This window comes from Rhizomicrobium sp. (genome assembly GCA_037200045.1).
Lineage (GTDB): Bacteria > Pseudomonadota > Alphaproteobacteria > Micropepsales > Micropepsaceae > Rhizomicrobium.
Window position 1 is genome coordinate 1 of record JBBCHM010000001.1, and the last position, 17,968, is coordinate 17,968.

Genomic DNA, 17,968 nt, shown 5'->3' on the forward strand with positions numbered 1-17,968 from the left:
ATGAAAAACACAAGACGGCCGCAACGGTCGTTCGGCCAGGGCCAGCGGCCCGCCAAATCGCAGCCGGCCGACAACGGCCGCAGATCGGACAACGATCAGGAACTTTGGCAGCGGCGCCGCCAGCACTATCTGACCCTCGCGGAAAGCACCGGCGCCGGCGACCGCGTCGACCGCGAGAACGCCTGGCAGCACGCCGAGCATTTTCACCGCCTGATCGCCGCCGCGGCGGCCTCGCGCCGCGACGCGAATGTCCCCGCGGCCGTCACGCCCAATCCTTAACCCGGCCGGCGCCATACTCGCCAGGCGCCGTGCTTTGCGCCGCGGCCGCAAGGAACAAGATGACCAGTGAAGCGTCCACCCAGTCCACCAAGCCGCCGACCGACAGCGGCGGGTCTCTCTCGCGCAGCGAGCGGGTGACGCTGGACGAACTCGTCGAAGTGCTGTCCGCCCGTCCCGGCGGATTGCGGCGCTGGTCGGTGATGCGCGCGATCCGCGCCAGCCGCACCCGGCGTGGGCGCGACATTCCGCAGAAGTTCGAAGACGAAGTGGAGCGGGCCTTCCGCCGCCATTGCGCCGACAGCGCCGAGATGCGTTCGGCGCCGCCGGGCCGCGTGCTTTTCTACCGGCCCAAGGAAACCGCCGGCGAGGTGTGGGCGGTCCTTCCGGCGCCACGGGACTGTCCCAAGCCGTCGGAATAACGGCGCGGCGGACGGCCTAATCGCAATGCAGCGGAGGATCGCCCCCCGCTCTCGCGCGACGATGACGTACTTCCCGAAACGGGAGTGCGTCTGTTGATTTCGAGAAGACCTTACGTCTCGGAGATTCCGAGCTGCGAAGGGCTCGGGCGACACAAGCCGTGGCATCCCTCTATTTGCGCGCGAGGGCTTCGCGAACGGATTCGATCAGCGTCTGGCCATCGAACGGCTTTGCCAGGAACGCGACCGCGCCGGCGGCAAGCGCGCGCCTTCGCGTCGCATCGTCGGGAAACGCGGTCAGGAAAATGAACGGCAGATCGTGCCGCTGGTCCAGCAGCCGCGCCTGCAGGTCGACGCCGCTCATGCCCGACATCCGCACATCCGTGATGACGCATTGCGTCGTCTCGGCTTGCGGCGAGGCCAGGAACTCCTCCGCCGACGAAAACGACGAGACCGAAAAGCCACGCAGGCGCAGCAGCCGCCGCGTTGCGTTCAGGACGGCCGGGTCGTCGTCGACGATCGAAATTGAGGGCGCGCCGGTCAGGGTGCCATTCCTTCTGCCATGCGCCGAACCGCTCCGACGCCAAACGTCCGCGTTACCTGCGCCGTCCGACCCTGCCTGGCAATTCATACAAAGGTTTGGATCACGGCTTGGGGCGGGAAATCCCCAGCGCCTCGGCCATCTTCACCAGATCGGCCAGCGATTTGGCGCCCATCTTCTTCATCACGCTGCCGCGATGGATCTTCACCGTGATCTCGCTGAGCCCAAGCTCATGGGCGACCTGCTTGTTCATCAGCCCGGCGGTGACGAACGCCATGACCTCGCGCTCGCGCGCGGTGAGCGAATCGAACAGCCCGCGCAAGCCCACCAGCTGCTCGTCGTGCTTGCGCCGGACCCGGTCCTTCTCGATCGCCGCCGCCACGGCGTCCAGCATGTCCTGGTCGCGGAACGGCTTGGAGAGAAAATCGATGGCGCCCGCCTTCATGGCGCGCACCGACATCGGGATGTCGCCATGCCCCGTCATGAAGACGATCGGCAGGCGGATATTGAGCTTCGCGAGATCGCCCTGAAGATCGAGGCCGCTGACGCCGGGCAGCCTCACGTCGAGCACCAGGCAGCCGGGCGCATTGGGCAGCGCGGCCTCCAGAAGCTCCGCGGCCGATCCGAACACTTCGGTCTGAAGGCCGACCGTGCGGAAAAGCCGTTTCAGGGAGTCGCGAAACGGGCGGTCGTCCTCGACGATGAAGACGACCGGTTCGTCGCTGGCGGCCTCGGTCTGCGTCGTCACGGATGCGCCCCCCGGTAAGGCGGCAGGGCGAACTGCAAGGTCGCGCCGCGGCCCGCATTGTTCGTCGCCCACAATCTGCCGCCATGACTTTCGATGATCGTGCGGCAGATGGCCAGCCCCATCCCCATGCCGTTCGGCTTGGTGGTGAAGAAGGCGTCGAACATCTGCCTGGTGTCCTCGTCCCTGAGCCCGGGCCCGCGGTCGACGATCTCGACGGCGGCCTCGCCGGACTCGTCCTGCCGCGAGCGGATCACCACCTCGCGGATATCGTCCGCGACGGGGGCCATGGCTTCCATGCCGTTGACGATCAGATTGATCAGAACCTGCTGCAGCTCGATGCGGTCTCCCCAGATGGGCCTGAGCCCGGGCGTCGGCTCCAGGCGCAGCGACAGCTGGTATTTCAGCGCCTCGCCCCGCAGCAGCGGGATGACTTCTTCGATGACCTCGTTGAGGTCGAGCGGGGACTTCTTGGTCCCCTCCTTGCGGGACAGCGCGCGCACGCGCGTGATGATCTCGCTGGCGCGGCGGCCGCTGGCGATGATGTCACGCGTCGCCTCGCGCAATTCCTCCTTGTCGGGCGGCTCCAGCTCCAGCAGGCGCAGGCACACTTCGCCGTTGGTGACGATGGCCGCTAGCGGCTGGTTGACCTCGTGCGCGATCGATGTCGTGAACTCTCCCAGCGTCGTCATGCGGGTCACATGGGTCAGCTCCGCCTGCGCCTTATGGAGGGCTGCCTCGGCGCGCTTGCGATCCTCGATGTCCATCGCCGCGACATAGCGGGCGACGACGTGCCCCTTGTCGTCGCGGACCGGAACGGTGCGGCTCGCCAGCCAGCGATAGTCGCCGTCGGCGCGCTGCAGGCGCATCTCGGATTCGTAGGCCTCGCCGGTCGCCAGCGATTGCGCGCGCTTCTCCGCGATCGCGGCACGGTCGTCCGGGTGCACCAGGGCGAGCCAGTCGGCCCGCAGATCCGTCTCGGAGAAGCCCTGGGCCCGCCAGCACGCGTTCATGAAGGCGACCGCGCCGTCCGGTCCCGTGCGCATCACGAGCGCCGGAATCGTGTCGAGCGTGGCGCGCAGTTCCGCCTCGGCGGCCCGCAGCCCGATTTGCGAAGTTTGATTGCGATAGGCCAGGAACCCGGTGATCCCGATGGCGGAAAGGCTCATCGCGAGCCGCGCGAACGGCGCGTCCAGCTTCAAGGGGCCGTGCTGCACCAGATAGCTGACCACGGCGAGCGCCGCGCATCCCGCCGCCACATAGAATGTTCCCTGGCGCGAAATGACGTTCGCGGACAGCAGGATGACGATCACATAAAGCACGGCCACTGCGACGCCGGAGGGCGTATAGGTGTCCACCGCATATATCGCGATGGCCAGGAGCGCGGCGACTACGGCAAGGCTCCAGGAGCCGGACGGGGTTTCCAAAGACGATTGCATCGCCGGCACGGCATCCTCATCCTGGCATCGCGCCACATAATTATATAGGGCCCGGCGGGCAAAAACACCGCTGAGGCGAAGGCCCGCAGCGTGCGGACCTTGTCGCGCCCGGCAATCGCATCTAGGTATGGGGCCGGCATACCAAGTCGGTAGGCCATCATACGCCGGTTCAATCGCGGCGCCTGCGCCGGTGTATAATCTCGCGGCATCGAGTTGGGCTTTCGGTATTCGAAAGCCGACAGGCGCAACAGGGAAATTGAGACATGACCGCCACAACGGCAAAGAACGCGATGTCCGCATCGCTGCGCACGCCCACCGATCTGGGAGCCAACGCCACGAAGGACATCGCGGCGGCGCTGAACCTGCTTCTGGCCGACGCCTTCGCGCTCTACCTCAAGACCAAGAATTTCCACTGGCACATGTCGGGTCCGCATTTCCGCGACTATCACCTGCTGCTCGACGAGCAGTCGGACCAGATCTTCGCGACGACCGATCCGATCGCCGAGCGCGTGCGCAAGCTCGGCGGCACGACCTTGCGGTCGATCGGCGAGATCGGCCGCCTGCAGCGGATTCTCGACAACGAAGCGGACTACGTCTCGCCGCTCGACATGCTCGCGGAGCTGCGCGACGACAACCGCCAGCTCATCGCCGCCATGCGCGGCGCGCACGCCACATGCGAGGAGCACGGCGACGTCGCGACCACGAGCCTGCTCGAAGTGTGGATCGACGAAGCCGAACGGCGCGCTTGGTTCCTGTACGAGTCCAGCCGCACGGCCGAGGCCGCGGGGCGCTGAACCCCGGCCGCGTCCACGCAAACGGCGGAGGACGGACGAATGCTGGATGCCGCGAGAACACTGCGACCGCGGGGGCTCTCGCGGCGTATCGGCCGCGCCGTAGTTGGCCTTGCCGCCCTCTGGGGCGCGACGGCGGCGGCGGGCGCGAGCCAGGACGCGCCCCCGCTGTCGGAGATAGCCGAGGCATCGCGGGTCGAACTGGGCTCGGCTGGCGTGCTGTATCTCTACACTGCGTATCTGCGAACGCGGGTGCTTCCCAACCGCGATGACGTGGTGTCGGCGCTGGTCGTGATCCACGGCTATCCGCGCGACGCCAATCGGACACTCGACGCCGGGGCCAGCGCGGCGAGGCGGGCGGGACACGCCTCCGACACCGTGGTGGTCGCGCCGCTGTTCCAGGTGGCGGCGCCCGCCGACAAACGCTGCCGATATTCCGGCAATCCCGCGGCGCAGCTGGGCGACGTCTTGTGGAGCTGCGCGTCCTGGCTCGATGGCGGCCTGGCCACGGGCGGCGGGACGACCTCGTTCCAGGCGCTGGACAAGGTCGTCGCGGGTCTGCGGGAACGCTGGCCCCGCTTGCGGACGATCACCGTGGCGGGCTTTTCCGCCGGCGCGCAATTCGTCCAGCGCTATGTCGGCTTCGCGCGGCCGCCGGCGGGCGTGCATTTGCGCTACGTGGTTTCCGATCCCGGGACGTGGCTCTATTTCGACCAGCACCGGCCGGCGCCCCAGGGCGGATGGACGGACTGCGATAGTGCCTCCTGCCGCTTCGCATGGCGCTTGGTGGGCGCGTCGGCCGACTGCCCCCGGCCCAACCAATGGAAGTACGGAACCGATGGGCTTCCCGCCGTTCTCGGATCCTCGGCCCGCGAGGCCCGGGCGCGCTACGCCGCCGCCGACCTGGCCTATCTCGAGGGCGAGTTGGACCAGGGCGACGGTCCCGGCACCTATTACGGGCTGCTCGACAAATCCTGCGCCGCCGAGCTGCAGGGACCCGATCGTCTGCGCCGCGGGCTCGCCTATGCCGCCTATGACGGGCGCTTCCTCTCCGCCGGTCGTCCGCTGACCATCGTCGGGGGATGCGCGCACGACGTCACTTGCGTGTTCCCATCGAAGGACGCGCGCCGGGCTTTGTTTCCCCGATAGGGCGAACGGTGCCGGTCGCCGTCGAGGGGCGCGGCGCCGCATTCGGTCCGGCGCAACGGGACACCGGCCTGGCGACCTAAACCAAGGTATCCCCCGGGCAAACCCAAAGGGGGGCCGCGCAGCCGCAAGTGCAATCGAAAGGCGGAGCGCCGCGTCTCATTCTCCTAGGCGTCACTTGTGTCCCCCAAGATCGCAAACCCAGGAGCCAGACCATGACGAAATCCAAAACCCGCTTGGCCATCGCCGCCGCCGCCCTCCTCGCCACCGCCGCGATTCCCGCGAGCGCCTCCCCGGTCAAGAACATCGTGCTGGTCCATGGCGCTTGGGTGGACGCGTCGGGCTGGAAGGCCGTCTACGACATCCTCACCAGACAGGGCTTCCACGTCGCCATGGTGCAGGAGCCCGAGACCTCGTTCGCCGACGACGTCACGGCGGCGCGCCGTGTCATCGACCAGCAGGACGGCCCCACGCTTCTCGTCGGGCACAGCTATGGCGGCTCGATCATCACCGAGGCCGGCGCCGACGCCAAAATCGTCGGCCTGGTCTATGTCGCCGCCCACGCGCCGAATGTCGGCGAAGACGAATCCGCCCTCGGAGCGAAGATGCCCAGCGTCCTCGCCAAGACGCCCGGCGCGGTCAAGAAGTCGGCGGACGGCTACACCTATCTCGACCAGGACACCTTCCTGAAGCATTTCGCGCCCGACCTGCCGCCGGCCGAGGCGAGGTTCATGGCCCGCTCGGAGGTCTTCGCCCAGGCCAGCGTCTTCGCGACCCCGCTCACCGCCGCCGCCTGGACCACCAAGCCGAGCTGGGGAATCGTCGCCGGCGGCGACCAGATCATCAACCCCGATCTGGAGCGCTGGTACTACACGCGCGCCAAGAGCCGGACGATCGAGATCAAGGGCGCCAGCCACTGCGTGTTCGCCTCCCATCCCGCCGAAGTCGCGGCGGTGATCGCGAAAGCCGCCCGTAGTTTCTAATCTCAAGCCGCCGGCATCGATTCGGGAGCAAACACGATGACCAATTGGCAACACGGCCGCGAGGCGCGCCGGGCCCGCGTCGAAGCCGGCGCGAGGCTGGCGAAGGGCAAGATTATCGAAGCGCGCGACGCCACGGCTCTGCTCGAAGCCGTCCTGCGGCCGGGCGACCGGGTTTGCCTGGAAGGCGACAACCAGAAACAGGCGGACACGCTGTGCGCCGCGCTGCTGGCCGTCGATCTCGCCAAGGTGCGCGACCTGCACATGGTGCAGTCCGGCGTCGTGCTGCCGGAGCATCTCGATTTGTTCGAGAAGGGCGTCGCCAGGAAGCTCGACTTCGCCTATTCCGGCCCGCAATCGGCGCGCATCGCGACCATGTTGTTCGGCGGCAAGATCGATCTCGGCGCCGTGCACACCTATCTCGAACTGTTCGCCCGCTACTTCATCGACCTGACGCCCAATGTCGCGCTGATCGCCGCGGTCAGCGCCGACCGCGACGGCAATCTCTACACCGGCCCGAACACCGAGGACACGCCGACCATCGTGGAGGCCACCGCCTTCAAGGACGGCGTCGTCATCGCCCAGGTGAACGAGATCGTCGACAAGGTGCCGCGCGTCGACATCCCGGCCGACCGGGTGCATTTCGTCGTCAAGGCCGACAAGCCGTTCTTCGTCGAGCCGCTGTTCACGCGCGATCCCGCCGCGATCACCGAAAGCCAGATCCTGACCGCGATGCTGGCGATCAAGGGCATCTACGCGCCCTATGGCGTCAAGCGGCTGAACCACGGCATCGGCTTCGACACCGCGGCGATCGAGCTTCTGCTGCCGACCTATGGCGAGAAGCTGGGCCTGAAGGGCAAGGTGGCGACGCGCTTCGCGCTCAATCCCCATCCCGCGCTGATCCCGGCGATCGAATCGGGCTGGGTCGAGCAGATCCATTCCTTCGGCTCGGAAGTCGGGATGGAGAACTACGTCCGCGCCCGGCCGGACATCTATTTCACCGGCCCGGACGGTTCGCTGCGCTCCAACCGCGCCTTCAGCCAGACGGCGGGCCTCTATGCCTGCGACATGTTCATCGGCTCGACCCTGCAGATCGACCTTCAAGGCAATTCCTCGACCGTCACGACCTCGCGCGTCTCCGGCTTCGGCGGCGCGCCGAACATGGGCGCGGATGCGCGCGGGCGGCGCCATCCGAGCGAACCCTGGCTGCTGGCCGGCAAGGAGGCCGATCCCGACGGCGCGCCGCTCTTGCGCCGTGGCCGCAAGCTGGTCGTGCAGATCGGCGAGACCTTCGGCGACAAGAACGTGCCGCTGTTCGTCGAGAAGCTCGATGCCCTCGAACTGGCGCGGAAGCTCAAGCTCGATCTCGCGCCGGTGATGATCTATGGCGACGACGTCACCCACATCGTCACCGAAGAAGGCATCGCCAATCTGCTGCTTTGCCGAAACGCGGAGGAGCGCGAACAGGCGATCCGGGGCGTCGCCGGCTACACCGCTATCGGCCGGGCCCGCGACGCGAAGATGGTGCAGCGCCTGCGCGAGCGGCGCGCGATCCTGCGGCCCGAGGACCTTGGCGTCGATCCGCTCGATGCCGACCGCGGCATGCTGGCGGCGCGTTCGATCAAGGATCTGGTCCACTGGTCCGGCGGGCTCTATGCGCCGCCCTCGCAATTCCGCAACTGGTGAGAGGGAGAATCCAGATGGAAGATCTCAGCATGCGCCACACCGGTTGCCGCCCGGCCGGCGGCACCCAGAAAATGGCGATCATCGGCGTGGTGGCCTCTGGCAATCTCGAAGTGCTCGCCGAACGCGTGCTGCCGCAGACCGAATGCGTCGTCGAGATCAAGACGGCGGCCGAAGGCTTCGGCGCGGTGTGGAACGCCGTGGTCGCCGATTTCGTGGAGCGCTATTCGCCGGGCGGGCTGAAGCTTTCCATCAACGACGGCGGCGCGCGTCCGGACACGGTAATGCTGCGCCTGGCCCAGGCGGTTCGTTTGATATCGGAGGACGGACAATGAGCGCGGCGACGACGAGCTGGTACGAGGCCTCGGCGCGCAAGCGCGTCCAGTTGCTCCTCGATGCGGACAGTTTCGAGGAATTCATCGGGCCGGAACAGCGTGAGGTCAGCCCGCATCTGAAAGTGTTCGATCTTCCCGAGGAATTCGACGACGGCATCGTCGTCGGGCGCGGCACGCTCGCCGGATCGCCGGTGTTCGTCGCGGCGCAGGAAGGCCGCTTCATGGGCGGCGCCTTCGGCGAGGTCCATGGCGCCAAGCTGACCGGCCTGTTGCGCGCCGCGCGCGAGATCAAATCGATCCCCGTCCTGATCCTGTTCGACACCGGCGGTGTGCGCCTGCAGGAGGCCAATGCCGGCGAACTCGCCATCGCCGAGATCATGCGCGCGGTGATCGAGGCGCGGCTCGCGGGCGTCAAGGTGGTCGGGCTGATCGGCGGCCGCGCCGGCTGCTATGGCGGCGGCGGATTGATCGCGGCCTGCTGTTCGGCGCTCGCCGTGTCCGAGCAGGGCCGCATCGCCGTCTCCGGTCCCGAGGTCATCGAGACCAATCGCGGCGTCGAGGAGTTCGACTCGCGCGACCGCGCCCTGGTCTGGCGCACCATGGGCGGCAAGCATCGCCGGCTGCTCGGCGGCGCCGATGCCTTCGCCGACGACACGGTGCAGAGCTTCCGCGATGCCGCGCTGGCGCTGCTCGGCCTGGCCGGCGGCTTCGGCCTCGACACGCTGCGCGCCGAACAGGCGCGCCTCGAAGATCGCTTGCAGCGTTTCGGCGCCTGCGCCGATGCGCTCGACATCTGGACGGCGGAAGGCATCGCCGATGCCGCCGCGATCCCGGGCATGCAAGCGGCGCAATTCATCTCAATCGCCGACACAGTGCGGAGGACCGGCCGTGACGCTCGATGACATTCTCGCCTCGCTGTTTCCCGGCGGCCACGACATCAAGAAGGATGGCGGCCTTGTGTTCGGCACCGGCGTGCTCAAATCCGGCGGCCGGGCCCTGGTGATCGGCGTCGCCGACCGCACGCCGCTCGGCGTGGACGACGCCATCCGCCTGTCCCGATATGTGCTCGACTCGGCCGCCGCCGGCCCGATTCTCGTCGTGGTCGACAGCGACAGCCAGCGCATGAGCAAGCGCGACGAGCTTCTCGGCCTCAACGAATTCCTTTCCCATCTCGCCAAGTCGCTCATCCTCGCGGACATCCAGGGCCGGCCGACCATCGGCATTCTGTACGGCCACACGGCAGCCGGCGCGTTCCTGGCGACCGCGATGGCGACGCGCGTGCTGGTGGGATTGCCGGGCGCCACCCCGGCGGTGATGGACCTGCCGTCGATGTCCAAGGTGACGAAGCTGTCGATCGAAGTCCTGGAGGCGAAGGCCAAGTCCACGCCGGTGTTCGCGCCGGGCCTGCGGAATCTCGCCCAGACCGGAGCGGTGCATCTGACATGGGACGTCACTGTCCCGCTGGCCGGCCAATTGGATGCGCTGCTGTCGAACATGCCCGACGCGCGCGACCGCCGCGGCGAGCTCGGCAAGCAGCGCGGCGGCCGGTTGAAGGCCCATGACATCGCGGAGCGCGTGCGTGAACTCGCCCTTCAAGCCCGTTGACCGGCCGATGCGGCGGCACGACCTGGTCTATCTCCGCCTGGCCGCCTGGCAGGCGCTGCTGGCGACGCGGCCCGACCTGGCCGCGGATCCGCTTGTTGCGTCCTGGGTCGGCAAGGGCTGGCCGCTGATCGGACGGCGCGCCGTGCAAGGCGAGAAGCCCGGCATTCCCCTGGGCCTGCCCTTGCCGCCCTTCGCCGGCAAGCGCCGGCTGTCCTTCGTCGCCGAGCCCGAACACATCGTCTCGGTCGCGCCGCCGCCGACCTTGAGCGCCGTCAGCCGGGCTGCGCCGCGCGCCTGGTGGCCCGCGCTCTACGATCTCGACGAACTTGCCGCCGACCACGGCGTGGACGCGCGCGTGTTCGGCAGCCTGGCCTGGCAGGCGCTCACCGGCCTGGACTATCTGACCTCCCGCTCCGACCTCGACCTTCTGCTGCACGTCCATCGCGACACCGATCTTGCCCGCCTCACCGCCGGCATCACGCGCATCGAGGAAACCGCGCCCATGCGGGTCGACGGCGAGTTGATCCGCGACGACGGCACCGCCGTGAACTGGCGCGAGATCCAGGCGGGTGCGCGCGAGATCCTGGTCAAGTCCGAAGGCGGCGTCGCCCTCGTCGAATCGAACCTGTTTCTTGGCGGGGGCATGCCGTCGTGACGACCGCTCTTGCACGCGGCACGCCGCGCGCGCGGCCTTCGGACACACCACGCATCTTCGAAGCCATCGCGGCGAGCGCCGTCGATTGCCTCCTGCTGGAGCTAGAAACCTGGCCGAAGCCCGGCCTGGTGAGTCATATCGATTCCGGCAGCCATGCCGACATGGACGCCGATACGTTCCGCCGCAGCGCTGCGGCTATCGCGCCATATTTCCGCGCCCTGGCCGAGGCCGGCGCCGATTGCGAAACAATGGGGCGTCTACGGATCATCGGTCTGCAAGCCGAAGCCGCGATGTTCACCGCGACCTCGGGGATCAACACGCACCGCGGCGCCATTTTCGGTCTGGGACTGCTTTGCGCCGCCGCCGGTGCCAAGGCCGCCGGGCGCATCGATCCCGCATCGTCGCTGGGCGACGCCGTCGCGCGGCTTTGGAGTGACGGTATCCTGGGCGGCCCCGTCCTGCTTCACAGCCATGGCAGCGGCGCGCGCCGCCGCTTCGGCGCCGGCGGCGCCCGGCTGGAGGCGGCCTTGGGATTTCCCACCGTATATAAAGTGGGCGTGCCCGCCCTGCGCCGGGGCGCCCGCAACGCGCCCGACGATTGCGAGGCCGCCCGCGTCGAAGCCTGCTTCGCGCTCATCGCGGTCCTGGAAGACACCAACCTGTTGCATCGCGGCGGTGCGTCCGGCCTTCGCTTTGCCCGCCGCGCGGCGCGGAGGTTTCTCGAAGAGGGCGGAGTCGGCCGGCCCGATTGGCGGGCGCGCGCCCGAGCGGTCCATGATAGTTTCGTCGCCCTGAGGCTCAGCCCGGGCGGCGCCGCCGATCTGCTGGCTATGTCCCTCTTCGTCCATGCAAATGAAAAGTCCTTGCCGCGATGACCGGCGCGATCCTGCTGGCATTGGCGCCGGTCTTTTTCGTGCTGCTGCTCGGCTACGGCGCCGGGCGCTATCGCGTCGTCGAGAACCATCACGTCGAAGGTCTCAATGCGCTCGTCATGAGCTTCGCCTTGCCGGCGTCGCTGTTCGTCGCGACGGCCTGCGCCCCGCGCCGCGAGATGCTCGAACAGGCGCCGCTCTTCGTCATTTTCGGCGGCATGATGCTGGCGGTGTTCGCCGCCTGGTATGCCTATGCGCGGGTCTATGCGAGCGCCTCCAAGGCGGATGCGTCGCTCCAGGCGCTGACCATCGCCTTTCCGAACCTCGCCGGCGTCGGCCTGCCGATCGCGGCGTCGGTGGTCGGACCGGGCGGCACGGTCCCGCTGGCGGTGGCGCTGGCCGCCGGCTCCATCATCATCAGCCCGCTCTCGCTGATCGTGGTCGAGATGAGCACCGGCAAGCCGGACGCCGCGGTCTCGCCGGCCAAGCGAATTTTCGGCGCGCTGCGGCGCGCGGTGACCAAGCCCATCGTGCTGGCGCCGGCGCTCGGCATCCTGTTCTCCCTGGCCGGCCTGAAGCTGGACCCCGTCGTGAAAGCGTGCCTCGTGCTGATCGGCCAAGCCGCGCCCGGCGTGGCGCTGTTCCTGACCGGCATCGTCCTGTCGTCGCAGCCGTTCCGGCTCGACTGGAACGTGGTCGGTGCCACGGGCCTCGCCAACATCGTGCGGCCGCTGCTGACGGCCGCCATCGTGTTCGCGCTCCCGGTGCCCATGGACGTCGCCAAGATCGCCATCCTGCTGGCCGCCGTGCCGTCGGGATTCTTCGGCATCCTGTTCGCCGTGAACTACCGCCTGGATTCCGCGCGGGCCGGATCGATGGTGACCGCCAGCACGATATTCAGCATCGTGACGATGGCGGTCGCGATCGGCGTGCTATACCCACGCTAAAGGCGGCGCCATGACGCTTGCGATCCTGTGTTCCGGACAAGGCCGGCAGCATCTCGGCATGTTCGCCCTGACCGGCGATGCGCCCGAGGCGGCCGGCCTCTTCGCGCGCGCGGCGGCGCTGCTCGGCGGCCGCGATCCGCGCGAGCTGGTCCGCACCGGCAGTCCCGACAGCCTGCATCACGATCGCATCGGTCAAATCCTCTGCACCGTTCAGGCGCTCGCGGCGATGGCGGCGCTGCGCGGCGCGATGCCGGACCGCCGCGTCGTCGCCGGCTACAGCGTCGGCGAGATGGCGGCCTGGGGCGTCGCGGGCCTCTTGGACCCCATCGACACGCTGGACCTCGTCGCGCGCCGCGCCGAAGCGATGGACGCGCATTCCCTGCCGGGAGACGGGATGTTGTTCGTGCGCGGCCTCTCCCGCGCCGCTGTCGACGATCTTTGCGTCCGGCACGGCGCGGCCGTCGCCATCATCAATCCGGGCGATGCATTCGTCATCGGCGGAAGCCGCGCCGCGCTGGACGGCCTCGCCGCCGAGGCGAAGGCGGCGAAAGCCGCGCGTGTCGTCGATATCGCGGTGGAGGTCGCATCCCACACCAAGCGCCTTGCCGCCGCCTCCGCCGAATTCCGCGAGATTTTGAGTCATGTTCCCGTAAAGCCCGCGCCGTTCGGCACGCGGCTGCTGAGCGGCATCGACGCCTCGTCGGTTCTCGACACGAAGACCGGTCTCGACAAGCTGGCGGCCCAGATCTCGCAAACCGTGCAATGGGCCGATTGCCTGGAGGGCTGCATCGAGGCCGGTGCGACGGCGTTCCTGGAACTCGGCCCGGGCCCGGCGCTGCGCGGCATGGCGGCCGAGGCCTATCGCGACGTTCCGGCGCGCAGCCTGGAGGATTTCAAGACGCTGCCGGGCGCCCGCGTCTGGCTGGCGTCGCTCACACGGAGCCGGTGATGTAGTTGAATACCGTGCGCACCGGCGCGCACCAGACGGGCAGGTGGCTCAGGCCTTCGAGGATTTCGCGATGCACCGCGACGCTGGTGTCGCCTTCGCCCCGGCGGCGGTCCACCACCTCGTGGAAGACGAGGATCGCCCAGTGCCCGTCGTTCACCGCCTTGCGGACATAGCGCAGCGCCATCTCGCGGTTGTCGATGTCGTAGGTCGGCTCATAGGCGTTCAGGAAATAGCGTTGCCGCAGGACGTTGCGCGGATCGTTGGGCGGCCCGTCGACGGTGCGCGCCGCCAGGAAGGTCGGGCTGAGCGCTTCGAGATATTCATGCACCCGCGCGCCGTTCGCCCCCCGGCCGAGGCCTTCGAATCCGCATGGATAGGCATAGCTGCGCGGCTTGGCGCCGCCGAAATGGGCGTCGAAATAGCGTTCCGCCGGCGCGATCTGTTCGCGCACGAACCGGCCGGCGGAATAATCCTTCAGCATGCAGGGATGCGTCAGCGTGTGGTTGCCGATCTCATGGCCTTTCCTGGACAGCGCAACCCAATCGTCGGCGCGCGCGTCGATGTTCTGCACGGTCAGGAAGAACGTCGCCTTGAACGCGAGCGCGTCCAGCAGCGGCGCGACGTTCTGGAGCTGGCTGTCATAGCCGTCATCATAGGTCAGGCTGACGGCCGCCCGCGCGCCTTGCGGCCAACCGAGCTTTGCGCTGGCGGGACCGGCGAAAGCGCTGGCAAGCACCGCCCCCGCACCGATCGTCAACCTCCGGCGCGTCAGCATGGGCCGTTCATCGTCGTCCTAGCGAGCCTTCGTTCTGGTGCGCTCGCCGAGCAGCCGGTCGAATTCCCTCTTCGACACGCCATAGCATTCGCAGGACAGCCGCTCCAGGCCGCGACGGTCGAGGATCGTGACGGTCCCGCGGCTGTAACGGATGAGGCCGGCGCGTTGCAGCGCGCCCGCCGCCGCCGTCACGCCGGTCCGCTGCACGCCCAGCATCATCGCGAGGAATTCCTGCGTGAGCAGGAACTCGTCGGTGTGCATGCGGTCATGCGTCATCAGCAGCCAGCGGCTGCAGCGCTGCTGCAGGGAATGGAAGTGATTGCACGCCGCCGACTGCGCGACCTGGTTGAAGAAGGCATGCGCGTAGCGCAGCATCACGGCGCGCAGCGAGGCGCTGCGCGCCATCTCCTCTCCGAACAACGCCGCCTTCATGCGCAAGCCGGAACCGGGAACCTGGACATAGACACTGGTCGGTGCCCGGTCGTCGCCCAGGAGCAGCGGCAGGCCCACGATGCCCTCATTGCCGATGGTTCCGACCTCGGCGGCATCGCCGTTCTTCATGGTGTTCACAAGCGAACCGACGCCGCTCTCGACGAAATAGACATAGTCCAGCGGCTTGTTCGCCCGGTAGAGCGATTGGCGGTACGCCAGCGCAACCGGCTGCAAATGCGGGCGAAGCCTGGCGCGGTCACGCGGCGGCAAGAGGGCGAGCAGGCGGTTGACAGCAGTCTGCGTGGCGCCGAGCGGGCGCGTATTGCTTTTGCTCGAACCGAGCTTTGACAGCGGCTTTTCCTCGTCTATCGCGAAATATGGGTGCCGGCGCGCCGTTCGCGCGTCCTTGGGCAAAACGCTGCGCCTTCGCAGCCGCAGTAGCAAGGACAATGTCCGATAGCCGACATTTTGCCGGGAACCGTCGTCTCGGCTGTATCTTACCGTCATGCCGCCGTGGTACGCGTAACCATCGCCGCGGTCTGACCGTCGGCGGCTGAGAGACATCAAGGGCCGCGAATGCGACGGCCCGCGCTCCCGACGCGACGGAGAGCCGATGCAGGCCTTCGATCACGTCACGCAATAGTTCCCCGCGCTTGATGCGGGTCAAATCACAAGCGCGCGTCCCGGGCGATAATCACATGGGCGATGTCGGATACCGGACACAAGGAGATCGTGATGAAACGTATAGTTCTGCCGGCCTTGTCGCTGGCCCTGCTGGCCGCAATGCCGGCGCAGGCATCGGCCCAGCCTTACATGCGGGTCGCCCAAAACGATGCCGATCGCGCGCATCGCGGCGACGTTCATCCGTCGCCTCCGACCCCTCCAGCGGGAGGCGCGCCGACTCCGTCCGCTCATGATCGGGTTCCTGGCGGCGGCCAGGCGGGCGGCGCGCATCCGGCCGCCGGCGGTGCGGGAGCAACGCACGGCGGTGGCAATGCGCATGCCGGCGGCGGCGCGCCGCCGGGCGGTGCGAACCCAACCGGTGGCGGACCGGCCGGCGGCGCAAATCATGGTGCGCCGATCGACAGAACGGCCGGCGGACTTCTCATCGGCGGACAGGGCGGTGCCAACCAGCCGGGAGGACGCACGCCGCCCGCCGGTCATCCGGGCGGAGCGCCAACCGGTACAGGCCATCCTGGCGGGCCGCCAGCCGGCGCCGGCCATCCCGGCGGCGCGGCAACGCCCGCTCGCGGGGGCAATTCGGCGTTCGGCACGCGTCCCTCCAACTGGAACCAGTTTCCCCGGACGTTCGATCGCGGCACCTATCAGCGCAATGTCACGGCATCGCGCCATTTCCATTGGCAGACCTACACGCAGCCGAGCGGCTGGTACTACCGCCGCTGGGTCTTCGGCCAGGTCTTCCCGAAGATCTTCTGGGCGCAGAACTACTGGCTGACCGATTATTGGATGTTCGATCTGCCGGTGCCGCCCTATGGCTATGTGTGGGTGCGCTATGGCGACGACGCGGTGCTGGTCAACAAGCAGACCGGCGTGGTCCTCCAGGTCGTTTACGGATTGTTCGACTGAGACCGCCGTTTCTGGAACCGGCGCTTTACAAAGGATACAGACATGAAAATCCTGATTGCTTCCGTTTTTGCACTGGGCCTGCTGGGCTCGACGGCGGCGAACGCCGAAGTCGGCGTCGGAGTCCACATCGGCGGCCTCGGCGCCGGCGTGCATCTGGGCATCGGCGACCGCCATCACCACGGCTATCGTCATCACCGGCGCTGCGTGAGCTGGGGCTATAGACACCACTGCCGCCGTTGGGGCTGGTAGATCGAACGCCATTCATAACGGCCGGGCATGTTGCCCGGCTCTTTCGTGGATCATACGACCAACAAAGAAGGAATGCTCCCATGGGACTCATACTGCTTATCGTCGTGCTGGTGCTGCTGTTCGGCGGCGGCGGCTATTACGGCTACAATCGCTTCGGCGGCGCCGGCCTTGGCGGCGTGCTCGGCACGCTGCTGATCATCCTGCTGATCCTCTGGCTGCTTGGCGTGCTGCCCGGCCTGCGCGTGTGACCGGCCGTCGCGCCGGCGTCAAATTCGTCGCATATAAAAGTTCCGCCTTGCCGGTGTGACGGGCAGCGAAGGCGCTATTCGGCGTTTTATTGCGGTCGTGCATCTTGCTGATGCACTTCGGCGATATGTCTGCTGCTAGACATTGCGCTCGACATGCCATGACTCGAAGCGTACGATAATCGCGGGTTGAGACGCTGCCATGGGCGGGTGCCAACCGTTTCGCTTCAATTCGAACCAGCGCAGCACTGGCGTGGGTCGCTTTCCGCCCGGAATTTTACCGAGGGATGGAGGTCGCGCGCGAGCGAGTGACGCTTCGTTTTCCGCGCCGGAGAAGCCCGGCAACGCGATGTTGATTACCGAAGGATCGTTTATCGCGCGTTGTCGGAGTCCGGAAGCGGTCATTGTTTGACCGGCATCAATCCGGCGCGGGCGCTCCGGCTACACTCTGCGTCGGCGGCTGGAGCGAGAATGGAATTTGCGGACCGAAGGGACGCGCGACATGAGCATGGAATCGCTGAAGAGCAGTCTCGATCCCGATCCGGAATTCGGATTGAAGGGCGTGCGCAGTGTCGCCAGTTACGAGCGCGAACTCTTCCAGATACGCACGACGGAGGCGCGGCTGCGCGAGGCGCTGGCGCGGGACGAGATGCTGCTCGGCCAGAAGGAGGCGCAGCTCCAGCAGCAGGCCCTGCTCAGCCGGGAATCCGATCACCGGCTGCTGAACGACCTGCAGATCATCGTGAGCCTTTTGTCGCTGCAAAGCCGGTCGGCCGGCAGCGCCGAAACCGCCGGCCAGTTGAGGGTCGCGGCCGACCGGGTCGCGATGATCGTGCGGGTTCACCAGCGTTTGCACTCCCATGACGGCGCGCAGACCGTCGCGTTCAAGCGCTATCTCGAGGAATTGTGCCGCGATTTCTCGGCGATGACCTCGGTGGGGGGGACCGTCGAAGTCGTCTTCGAAGACGCGACCGAAGTCGAATTGTCCGCCGAGATCGCGATCCCGCTCGGCTTCATCGTCAGCGAGCTTCTCACCAACGCCGCCAAGCACGGCAAGGGCCGGATCGCGGTGCGGTTCGGCGCCGATGCCGAGGGCGGTTATGTGCTGTCGGTCGCCAATGACGGCGTGCCGCTGGCCGAGGGCTTCGATCCCGCCGCCGGCAAGGGGCTCGGCATGAAGATCGTCAGGTCGTTCGTCGATCGGATCGGCGGCGAGTTGCGCTTTGGCCGCGGCGAGGGCAGCCAGGGCGCCCATTTCTCCGTGGCATTCTCCTGAGCCCACCGGCCTGGAACAACA

Annotated in this window: 22 protein-coding genes; 17 read left to right on the top strand and 5 right to left on the bottom strand. The window is 67.7% G+C overall.

All coding sequences use genetic code 11. The annotated features are described in order from the left end of the window. Positions 1–279, top strand: a 279-nt coding sequence (locus WDM86_00005) for a DUF4167 domain-containing protein (GenBank protein ID MEI9988395.1), incomplete at its 5' end; no start/stop codon positions are given. Positions 280–338: 59 nt separating this feature from the next. Beyond that, a complete protein-coding gene (locus WDM86_00010; GenBank protein MEI9988396.1) occupies positions 339–698 on the top strand; it encodes a hypothetical protein in 360 nt (119 codons plus the stop codon). Positions 699–867: 169 nt separating this feature from the next. Here WDM86_00010 and WDM86_00015 read toward each other — a convergent pair whose 3' ends face one another. From WDM86_00015 to WDM86_00025, 3 genes are read right to left on the bottom strand one after another with little or no spacing between them, the layout of a single operon-like run. After that, the gene (locus tag WDM86_00015) at positions 868–1,326 is read right to left on the bottom strand and encodes a response regulator (GenBank protein ID MEI9988397.1); all 459 of its coding nucleotides are present in this window, start codon (positions 1,324–1,326) and stop codon (positions 868–870) included. A 13-nt stretch (positions 1,327–1,339) separates the two neighbouring features. Continuing rightward, positions 1,340–1,984, bottom strand: coding sequence for a response regulator transcription factor (locus WDM86_00020; GenBank protein MEI9988398.1), 645 nt, complete (start codon positions 1,982–1,984; stop codon positions 1,340–1,342). Next, positions 1,981–3,420 (bottom strand): ATP-binding protein, encoded by a 1,440-nt coding sequence (locus WDM86_00025; GenBank protein MEI9988399.1) that lies wholly within the window; start codon positions 3,418–3,420, stop codon positions 1,981–1,983. Before WDM86_00025 ends, WDM86_00020 begins: the two co-directional genes overlap by 4 nt. 263 nt (positions 3,421–3,683) lie before the next feature. On the opposite strand from WDM86_00025, the gene WDM86_00030 reads away from it, so the two are divergent. The 11 genes from WDM86_00030 to WDM86_00080 all read left to right on the top strand — a co-directional run bounded on the left by WDM86_00030 (position 3,684) and on the right by WDM86_00080 (position 13,383). Continuing rightward, entirely contained in the window at positions 3,684–4,214 is a 531-nt protein-coding gene (locus WDM86_00030) for a DNA starvation/stationary phase protection protein (GenBank protein ID MEI9988400.1), read from the top strand. Between the two features lie 39 nt (positions 4,215–4,253). Continuing rightward, positions 4,254–5,360 carry a hypothetical protein gene (locus tag WDM86_00035; GenBank protein ID MEI9988401.1) on the top strand — a complete coding sequence of 369 codons (1,107 nt, stop codon included), beginning with the start codon at positions 4,254–4,256 and terminating at the stop codon, positions 5,358–5,360. A gap of 212 nt (positions 5,361–5,572) precedes the next feature. Further along, the gene (locus WDM86_00040) at positions 5,573–6,340 is read left to right on the top strand and encodes an alpha/beta hydrolase (GenBank protein ID MEI9988402.1); all 768 of its coding nucleotides are present in this window, start codon (positions 5,573–5,575) and stop codon (positions 6,338–6,340) included. Between the two features lie 36 nt (positions 6,341–6,376). Next, positions 6,377–8,023: a malonate decarboxylase subunit alpha gene (gene mdcA, locus WDM86_00045; protein ID MEI9988403.1), complete on the top strand. Its 1,647-nt coding sequence runs from the start codon at positions 6,377–6,379 to the stop codon at positions 8,021–8,023. A gap of 14 nt (positions 8,024–8,037) precedes the next feature. Then, a complete protein-coding gene (gene mdcC / locus WDM86_00050) occupies positions 8,038–8,355 on the top strand; it encodes a malonate decarboxylase acyl carrier protein (protein MEI9988404.1) in 318 nt (105 codons plus the stop codon). After that, positions 8,352–9,257: a biotin-independent malonate decarboxylase subunit beta gene (locus tag WDM86_00055; GenBank protein ID MEI9988405.1), complete on the top strand. Its 906-nt coding sequence runs from the start codon at positions 8,352–8,354 to the stop codon at positions 9,255–9,257. Before mdcC ends, WDM86_00055 begins: the two co-directional genes overlap by 4 nt. Further along, positions 9,244–9,960 (top strand): biotin-independent malonate decarboxylase subunit gamma, encoded by a 717-nt coding sequence (mdcE, locus tag WDM86_00060; protein ID MEI9988406.1) that lies wholly within the window; start codon positions 9,244–9,246, stop codon positions 9,958–9,960. The genes WDM86_00055 and mdcE overlap by 14 nt, the downstream gene beginning before the upstream one ends. Then, positions 9,935–10,615 carry a malonate decarboxylase holo-[acyl-carrier-protein] synthase gene (gene mdcG / locus WDM86_00065; GenBank protein ID MEI9988407.1) on the top strand — a complete coding sequence of 227 codons (681 nt, stop codon included), beginning with the start codon at positions 9,935–9,937 and terminating at the stop codon, positions 10,613–10,615. The genes mdcE and mdcG overlap by 26 nt, the downstream gene beginning before the upstream one ends. Beyond that, positions 10,612–11,490: a triphosphoribosyl-dephospho-CoA synthase MdcB gene (mdcB, locus tag WDM86_00070; GenBank protein ID MEI9988408.1), complete on the top strand. Its 879-nt coding sequence runs from the start codon at positions 10,612–10,614 to the stop codon at positions 11,488–11,490. The genes mdcG and mdcB overlap by 4 nt, the downstream gene beginning before the upstream one ends. Beyond that, positions 11,487–12,434 carry an AEC family transporter gene (locus WDM86_00075; GenBank protein ID MEI9988409.1) on the top strand — a complete coding sequence of 316 codons (948 nt, stop codon included), beginning with the start codon at positions 11,487–11,489 and terminating at the stop codon, positions 12,432–12,434. Before mdcB ends, WDM86_00075 begins: the two co-directional genes overlap by 4 nt. A 10-nt stretch (positions 12,435–12,444) precedes the next feature. Next, on the top strand, positions 12,445–13,383 hold the full coding sequence (locus WDM86_00080; protein MEI9988410.1) for an acyltransferase domain-containing protein: 939 nt from the start codon (positions 12,445–12,447) through the stop codon (positions 13,381–13,383). Here WDM86_00080 and WDM86_00085 read toward each other — a convergent pair. Together WDM86_00085 and WDM86_00090 are read right to left on the bottom strand one after the other, a co-directional pair. Continuing rightward, positions 13,367–14,158: a polysaccharide deacetylase family protein gene (locus WDM86_00085; protein MEI9988411.1), complete on the bottom strand. Its 792-nt coding sequence runs from the start codon at positions 14,156–14,158 to the stop codon at positions 13,367–13,369. The two genes, WDM86_00080 and WDM86_00085, sit on opposite strands and share 17 nt — an antisense overlap. Before the next feature lie 18 nt (positions 14,159–14,176). Further along, positions 14,177–14,824 carry a Crp/Fnr family transcriptional regulator gene (locus WDM86_00090; protein ID MEI9988412.1) on the bottom strand — a complete coding sequence of 216 codons (648 nt, stop codon included), beginning with the start codon at positions 14,822–14,824 and terminating at the stop codon, positions 14,177–14,179. 501 nt (positions 14,825–15,325) lie between these two features. Between WDM86_00090 and WDM86_00095 the strand changes: the two genes are divergently transcribed. The 4 genes from WDM86_00095 to WDM86_00110 all read left to right on the top strand — a co-directional run bounded on the left by WDM86_00095 (position 15,326) and on the right by WDM86_00110 (position 17,947). After that, the gene (locus WDM86_00095; GenBank protein ID MEI9988413.1) at positions 15,326–16,177 is read left to right on the top strand and encodes an RcnB family protein; all 852 of its coding nucleotides are present in this window, start codon (positions 15,326–15,328) and stop codon (positions 16,175–16,177) included. Between the two features lie 42 nt (positions 16,178–16,219). Continuing rightward, on the top strand, positions 16,220–16,426 hold the full coding sequence (locus WDM86_00100; protein MEI9988414.1) for a hypothetical protein: 207 nt from the start codon (positions 16,220–16,222) through the stop codon (positions 16,424–16,426). 80 nt (positions 16,427–16,506) lie between these two features. Then, positions 16,507–16,674, top strand: coding sequence for a DUF3309 family protein (locus WDM86_00105; protein MEI9988415.1), 168 nt, complete (start codon positions 16,507–16,509; stop codon positions 16,672–16,674). Between the two features lie 499 nt (positions 16,675–17,173). Beyond that, positions 17,174–17,947 carry a sensor histidine kinase gene (locus WDM86_00110; protein ID MEI9988416.1) on the top strand — a complete coding sequence of 258 codons (774 nt, stop codon included), beginning with the start codon at positions 17,174–17,176 and terminating at the stop codon, positions 17,945–17,947. Positions 17,948–17,968: the final 21 nt, after the last annotated feature.

Coding starts and splice junctions, on each gene's coding strand:
- WDM86_00040 (MEI9988402.1), top strand. CDS start 5,573: ATGACGAAATCCAAAACCCGCTTGGCCATCGCCGCCGCCGCCCTCCTC.
- WDM86_00110 (MEI9988416.1), top strand. CDS start 17,174: ATGAGCATGGAATCGCTGAAGAGCAGTCTCGATCCCGATCCGGAATTC.
- mdcA (MEI9988403.1), top strand. CDS start 6,377: ATGACCAATTGGCAACACGGCCGCGAGGCGCGCCGGGCCCGCGTCGAA.
- WDM86_00075 (MEI9988409.1), top strand. CDS start 11,487: ATGACCGGCGCGATCCTGCTGGCATTGGCGCCGGTCTTTTTCGTGCTG.
- WDM86_00095 (MEI9988413.1), top strand. CDS start 15,326: ATGAAACGTATAGTTCTGCCGGCCTTGTCGCTGGCCCTGCTGGCCGCA.
- mdcC (MEI9988404.1), top strand. CDS start 8,038: ATGGAAGATCTCAGCATGCGCCACACCGGTTGCCGCCCGGCCGGCGGC.
- WDM86_00055 (MEI9988405.1), top strand. CDS start 8,352: ATGAGCGCGGCGACGACGAGCTGGTACGAGGCCTCGGCGCGCAAGCGC.
- WDM86_00025 (MEI9988399.1), bottom strand. CDS start 3,420: ATGCAATCGTCTTTGGAAACCCCGTCCGGCTCCTGGAGCCTTGCCGTA.
- WDM86_00015 (MEI9988397.1), bottom strand. CDS start 1,326: ATGAATTGCCAGGCAGGGTCGGACGGCGCAGGTAACGCGGACGTTTGG.
- WDM86_00105 (MEI9988415.1), top strand. CDS start 16,507: ATGGGACTCATACTGCTTATCGTCGTGCTGGTGCTGCTGTTCGGCGGC.
- WDM86_00010 (MEI9988396.1), top strand. CDS start 339: ATGACCAGTGAAGCGTCCACCCAGTCCACCAAGCCGCCGACCGACAGC.
- WDM86_00080 (MEI9988410.1), top strand. CDS start 12,445: ATGACGCTTGCGATCCTGTGTTCCGGACAAGGCCGGCAGCATCTCGGC.
- WDM86_00030 (MEI9988400.1), top strand. CDS start 3,684: ATGACCGCCACAACGGCAAAGAACGCGATGTCCGCATCGCTGCGCACG.
- WDM86_00100 (MEI9988414.1), top strand. CDS start 16,220: ATGAAAATCCTGATTGCTTCCGTTTTTGCACTGGGCCTGCTGGGCTCG.
- WDM86_00035 (MEI9988401.1), top strand. CDS start 4,254: ATGCTGGATGCCGCGAGAACACTGCGACCGCGGGGGCTCTCGCGGCGT.
- WDM86_00085 (MEI9988411.1), bottom strand. CDS start 14,158: ATGCTGACGCGCCGGAGGTTGACGATCGGTGCGGGGGCGGTGCTTGCC.